Below are 5,743 nucleotides of genomic sequence, written 5' to 3' on the forward strand. Positions count from 1 at the left end.
CTGTATCGGACTGCTTACAAAAACGACTTACCGCTCGTCGGAATGCTCCAGCGAGCGCAGGTAATCGGCCACCGCAATCCGGTCGACCTTGCGCTGGCCTGCCCACAGGAAGTGTCGCCAGGTGTCGCTGTCGAGCAGCCGGTCGACCTCCTGGCGGATGCGTTTCTGTTCCGCATAGGGCACTTGCGCCGGCGGGTTATCCATCCGCCAGGCGGCTTCCAGCACTTCGACCAACTTGCCGCGCAGCTTCTCCAGGCGGCGATACCGGCCACCTTGCCACCGATGAACGCCGGGCCACCGCTGTCACCGCTGCTGAGTATGCCCTCGCTCTGCCCCAGTCCGGTGTGCTTGAGGTTGAGGAAACGCCCCAGGGCGTCCTGGGCACTGCTGCCATTGTCGAAGTCGGCGATCAACTGGGTACCGGGTTTGGGTGCCCAGGGCATGATCGCACCCGCCTTGGCCTTGAGAGCCGAGGCATCGGCATCGAACGTGTTGCTGGCCTTCTGACGGATCGGCGCCCCTGAGTAGCTGCTGGACGTTCCCGCCGCACCGGTGCCCGGCTTGCCATAACCGACGAAGGTCATGGCTTGGCCAATCTCGTCGCTGGCCCGGTAGATGTCGTAGCGCTGGGCGGTGACCGGCGCATGGCCATTGAGCCAGACGATGGCCAGGTCGTTGTTCAGGCTGCTGGCGTCATAGCCCGGCAGGATCGTGGCCTTGCTCGATGTGAGGGTCTTGACCCCGGCGCTGGTCTCGAAGGTCACGGTGCTCGGCGCGCTGCCGTTCTTGAACAGATGCGCCGCGGTCAGGATCGCCTGGCCGCCGTAGAGCAACACGCCCGTTCCATAGACACCTCCTGTGGAAACCTTTACGACGCCGTCATATCCCTGACCTGGCGCAGCCTTGTTGCGTGAATCGGCATAGGAGGTGACCGTGGAAACCATGAGCATGTACCGGGTGATGGCTTACCTGCATTGTGTCGGCGGCGCGACAACACGATTAAGGGTCGTCCGTCGGATTTGGAATCAATACGCCATTATTTATTTGGCCCGCCACCGAACGCCAGGGCATGTGCCGGGTCAGATCCCGACGCCTTGCGCCATGCCATGATCCCCCTGTCGTGTTAGGCTCTGCGCCCTTGTTGCGCACACCTGCCGGCAGGAATCTGAACGGCCTGGATGCCCGCCGGCGCTTCATGCCTGAAGCCCGGCCCTTTATTGAACCGAGATAGATCACAGAATGAAGATTGGCTTGAGTTGTACGGTCTGGGCAGGCGGCGAACGCGCCGGCCACCTGGATGGCATCGGTACCTATTCGCGCGCCCTGTGGGGTGGCCTGAACGACCTCACCCAGCAGACCGGCGACCAGCTCATCCCCTACGCCTTCGGCCGTGACCTGCCGCACATGGCCTGCGGTACGCCGCGCCAGCTGGCCGAACGCTTCCCGGTGCATGCCCTGCTCAGCGGCATTCTCAAGCTGCCCCTGGCCAACTCCCGGGCCATCGCCGGCGAAGTCGAGCTGTTCCATGCCACGGACCATTATATTCCGCGCATCGCCGGCGTGCCGACCGTGGCCACGGTGATGGACGTGATCCCGATGCTGCACCCGGAATGGATCAAGAACGACCTGCGCAGCCTCAAGAGCTGGCTGTTCAAGACCGCGATCCGCAAGGCCGACCACATCATCACCATCTCCGAATACAGCAAGCAGGACATGGTCGAGCACCTGGGCATCGCCCCGTCGCGCATCAGCGTCACGCCGCTGGGCGTAGAGCCGGTGTATTTCGAGCGTATCGACGCGGCGCACAAGCAGGCGGTGCTCGACAAGCATGGCCTGAAACCCGGCTTCTTCCTGTTCGTCGGCACCCTGCAGCCACGCAAGAACCTGCCGCGCATCCTCCAGGCCTTCAAGCAACTGCCCGCCACCGTGCGCCAGGAGCACCCGCTGGTGATCGTCGGCCGCGACGGCTGGAACAACGAAGAGCTGCTGCCACAGTTGGCCGCCCTGCAACAGCAGGGCGAAGGTCGCTGGCTCAGCTACCTGCCGCAAGACGAAGTGATGGCCCTGCTGCAGAGCGCCGCCGCCCTGACCTTCCCGTCGCTGTACGAAGGCTTCGGCCTGCCGGTGATCGAAGCCTTCGCCGCGCAGTGCCCGGTGCTGGCGTCCAACAGCACCTCGGTACCGGAAGTCGCCGGCGATGCCAGCTGGGCCGTGGACCCCTACGACGTGGACAGCATCAGCAGTGCCATGCAGGCGTTGCTGGAGCAGGATGCGTTGCGTGACGAGAAGGTTCGCCTGGGCCTGGAGCGTGCGCACCAGTACACCTGGAAGGAATGCGCGCGGCAGACCCTGGAGATCTACCGCCAGGTGCGCGGCTGAAGCGGATGAAGCCGATACTGGCCAGTTAGGTCGCTCCAGCAAAGTCCGAGAATGCCTGACAGGCCTGTATGCGCCTAAAGCCCCTGTCGATTCCCGGCAGGCCCGGCACCTGAAGAGCTGCCGGGCCTGCCAAGGGCTTACTTGGCCAGACGCCCGTAACGGTCTTCGAAACGTACGATGTCGTCTTCGCCCAGGTACGAGCCGGACTGCACTTCGATCAGTTCCAGCGGCACCTTGCCGGGGTTGGACAGCGAGTGCTTGACGCCCAGAGGGATGTAGGTCGACTGGTTCTCGGAGAGGATCAGTTCCTGGTCGTCGCAGATCACTCTGGCGGTACCGGACACCACGATCCAGTGCTCGGCGCGGTGGTAGTGCATCTGCAGCGACAGGCACTCGCCCGGGCGCACGAAGATACGCTTGACCTGGTAGCGGTCGCCCATGTCGATGGTGTCGTAGTGACCCCATGGACGGTTGACCAGCGGATGGGTGACGAACTCCGGCCGCGCCTCGTTCTGCAGGCGCTTGACCACTTCCTTGACCTGCTGGCTGTCGTGCTTGTTGGCAACCAGTACGGCGTCCTTGGTCTCGATGACGATCAGGTCCTCGACGCCCACGGTGGCCACCAGGCGGTGATGCGACTGCACCAGGCAGTCCTTGGTGTCGATGGCCAGCACGTCGCCTTCCAGACGGTTGGCGTTTTCGTCATGCGGGCCGACGTCCCAGATCGCCGCCCAGCTGCCCAGGTCGTTCCAGCCGGCATTCAGCGGCACCACCAGGCCGGCATCGGTGTGCTCCATCACCGCGTAGTCCACCGACTCGTCGTCGCACAGCGCGAACTGCTCGGCCGGTACATGGGTGAAATAGCTGTCGACCTGCGCCTGCTGCAGGGCCACGCGGCAGGCACTGAGGATGTCCGGGCGGTGACGTTGCAGCTCGGCGATGAACTTCGAGGCGCGGAACATGAACATGCCGCTGTTCCACAGGTAGGCGCCCGAGGCCAGGTATTCGGCGGCCAGCTCCGGCGACGGCTTTTCCTTGAACGCCGCGATGGCGAAGCCGCCCTGCTCGATGGCCTGGCCACACTGGATGTAGCCGAAACCGGTTTCCGCGTGGGTCGGGGTAATGCCGAAGGTCACCAGGCGGCCAGCCTCGGCATGGGCCTGGGCGACCTGCACGGCGGCGCGGAAGGCCTGCTCGTCATGAATGTGGTGGTCGGCGGCCAGCACCAGCAGCACCGGGTCGCTGCCGTCGGCAATGGCCTGCAGCGCCGCCAGGGCGATGGCCGGCGCGGTGTTGCGGGCCAACGGCTCGAGGATGATGCACTGGCTGGTGATCTGCGCCACGCGCAGCTGCTCGGCGACGATGAAGCGGTGGTTCTCGTTGCTCACCACCAGGGCCGGTGCGTGCTCCAGGCCGTCCAGGCGCGCCAGGGTGCGCTGGAACATGGTTCCCTGGTCCTGGCCGTCCAGCGTCAGAAACTGCTTGGGAAAGCTCTGCCGCGACAGCGGCCACAGACGCGAACCGCTACCACCAGCCAGGATTACGGGGGTGAACATAGATACTCCATTCTGATAGCACGCAGGCATGCGAAGCGCCGCATTATCCGGGGGCTGCCAGGGGGATGCAATAACAGTCGGCGGGCTGTTCAGGGCCTGGGGGCGGGGATTTCTGGCCTTGAGGGGGGGCCTGCGTGGTGGCCCGGTGAAGGCGCGGGCTTGCTCGCGAAAAGACCTGCCACGGTGTGGAAGCCATTCGCGAGCAAGGTGAACGAGCCGCCCTGCGCCGCTGCGCCCACCATGACGAACGGCGGGAACATTGGATCCATGCTTGAGTCCAACGTCGCGTTTTCTTACGCCATTGTGTCGATTTCGATACAACGGCCTGGTTCACGCGTTACAGCATTAAGGACGATCCATGGCCACGCTGAAACTTCATCAACCCATCAATATGACCACGCTGCAGGCCTGGGATGGCGAATTTCCCATCGCCGACAGCACGCATATCAGGGCCACCGATGGGGTAAGAACCCAGGATTATTTCGGCACCTTCCAATACAGCAATGACGACTTGAGCGGCGGCACCCTGACTTCCACGGTCGCCTACCAGAACGGCCTGTATTACGAAGTCACCGACCTGAACAGCGATGCCCTGACCATGGCCGGGTACATCAACAACTTCGACTTCAAGGGCGCACTTACCGAAGTACTCAAGGGCAACGACACCCTGATCGGCTCGGATGGCAATGACGTGCTGACCGGAGGCGCCGGCAATGACCATTTCGACGGCGGTGCAGGCCTGGACACCGTCGCCTACAGCAACGGCCGCGCGAACGTCACCGCCACGGCGGCCGACGGCGGCTACGTACTGCAGATGCCGGGCAAGACCGACACGCTGGTCAATATCGAAAGGGCCAACTTCGGCGACGGCTCGACCCTGGCCCTGGACGTCGGCCAAGGCCAGAACGCCGGCTCCGCCTACCGTCTGTACCAGGCAGCCTTCGACCGCAAGCCGGACGCGGGCGGGCTGAAATACTGGATCAACGACCTGGACAACAGCGCGACCTTGCAGCAAGTGGCCAAAGGCTTCGTCGACAGTGCCGAGTTCAAGCAACTCACCCCGGCCACCGACAACAAATCCATCATCAACAGCTTCTACCAACACGTGCTGCATCGCGACGCCGATGAAGGCGGGTTCAAGTACTGGGAAGATTCCATGGCCCAGGGCATGACCGCCAGCGAGATGCTGGTGTCGTTTTCCGAGAGTGCGGAAAACATGAACAACGCCGCCGCCGATCTGAATGGCGGGTTGTGGCTGGTGTGATGCCCCAGGAATGAGACTGCTCAAGTTAAGGACTGGGGGGGCGGGCGAGCTTGCTCGCTAAATCTACAGGCTATGCGCAGCGAATGCAGGTACTACTGGCTCGTTCGCAAGCATCGTTGCTACTACAGCCAGCCTGTATAGGCTCCATAAAAAACCGATCCATCAAGGATCGGTTTTTTATAGCGCGGAGCAGGATCAAGCAATCACAAAGTCATCCACCGACAGCGTACTTACACCGTTAAGGGTAAGCAGTGGAACGGCAACCGCACCACCGTCACCATCTTTATCGTAACTGAGCACGTGAGTAAGGGTGTCGAACAGGAATGCCGCTCCGGTGCTGCTGGCAGTCGCTCCAGCCGCGACAACCAGTTCAATATTGATCTGGTCAGAAGTAATGGTTTCGGGGCCCGAAAGGCCATAATTTTGAAACCCTGTCCCTGTCAGCTCTGCCAGCGAGAACTGCAGATTGTCATTGCCTGACTGGAAGACATTGCTAGCAATCGCCTGGTTGCTTTGAACCAAGGTATTGATAAGCGTGATGACA

At 62.6% G+C, this 5,743-nt stretch carries 5 protein-coding genes; 2 read left to right on the top strand and 3 right to left on the bottom strand.

Annotated elements, in window-relative coordinates:
• Positions 1 to 14: 14 nt before the first annotated feature.
• Entirely contained in the window at positions 15 to 950 is a 936-nt protein-coding gene (locus ACF8MI_RS18010; protein ID WP_234430008.1) for a trypsin-like serine protease, read from the bottom strand.
• Between the two features lie 289 nt (positions 951 to 1,239).
• Between ACF8MI_RS18010 and ACF8MI_RS18015 the strand changes: the two genes are divergently transcribed.
• The gene (locus ACF8MI_RS18015; protein WP_200929547.1) at positions 1,240 to 2,379 is read left to right on the top strand and encodes a glycosyltransferase family 1 protein; all 1,140 of its coding nucleotides are present in this window, start codon (positions 1,240 to 1,242) and stop codon (positions 2,377 to 2,379) included.
• A 137-nt stretch (positions 2,380 to 2,516) separates the two neighbouring features.
• Here ACF8MI_RS18015 and ACF8MI_RS18020 read toward each other — a convergent pair whose 3' ends face one another.
• Positions 2,517 to 3,935 carry a mannose-1-phosphate guanylyltransferase/mannose-6-phosphate isomerase gene (locus ACF8MI_RS18020; protein ID WP_200929548.1) on the bottom strand — a complete coding sequence of 473 codons (1,419 nt, stop codon included), beginning with the start codon at positions 3,933 to 3,935 and terminating at the stop codon, positions 2,517 to 2,519.
• Between the two features lie 358 nt (positions 3,936 to 4,293).
• Here ACF8MI_RS18020 and ACF8MI_RS18025 point away from each other — a divergent pair, with 358 nt between their 5' ends.
• Positions 4,294 to 5,199 carry a DUF4214 domain-containing protein gene (locus tag ACF8MI_RS18025; protein WP_392517646.1) on the top strand — a complete coding sequence of 302 codons (906 nt, stop codon included), beginning with the start codon at positions 4,294 to 4,296 and terminating at the stop codon, positions 5,197 to 5,199.
• Between the two features lie 195 nt (positions 5,200 to 5,394).
• On the opposite strand, the gene ACF8MI_RS18030 is transcribed toward ACF8MI_RS18025, so the two are convergent.
• Positions 5,395 to 5,743: hypothetical protein (locus tag ACF8MI_RS18030; protein WP_392517648.1), on the bottom strand; the 349-nt coding region annotated here is incomplete at its 5' end.

Source organism: Pseudomonas sp. yb_9 (genome assembly GCF_043103635.1).
GTDB lineage: Bacteria > Pseudomonadota > Gammaproteobacteria > Pseudomonadales > Pseudomonadaceae > Aquipseudomonas > Aquipseudomonas monteilii.

What these genes read in the sequence shown, in the direction of transcription:
- ACF8MI_RS18010 (WP_234430008.1), bottom strand. Translation starts at nt 950, where the DNA reads ATGCTCATGGTTTCCACGGTCACCTCCTATGCCGATTCACGCAACAAG.
- ACF8MI_RS18015 (WP_200929547.1), top strand. Translation starts at nt 1,240, where the DNA reads ATGAAGATTGGCTTGAGTTGTACGGTCTGGGCAGGCGGCGAACGCGCC.
- ACF8MI_RS18020 (WP_200929548.1), bottom strand. Translation starts at nt 3,935, where the DNA reads ATGTTCACCCCCGTAATCCTGGCTGGTGGTAGCGGTTCGCGTCTGTGG.
- ACF8MI_RS18025 (WP_392517646.1), top strand. Translation starts at nt 4,294, where the DNA reads ATGGCCACGCTGAAACTTCATCAACCCATCAATATGACCACGCTGCAG.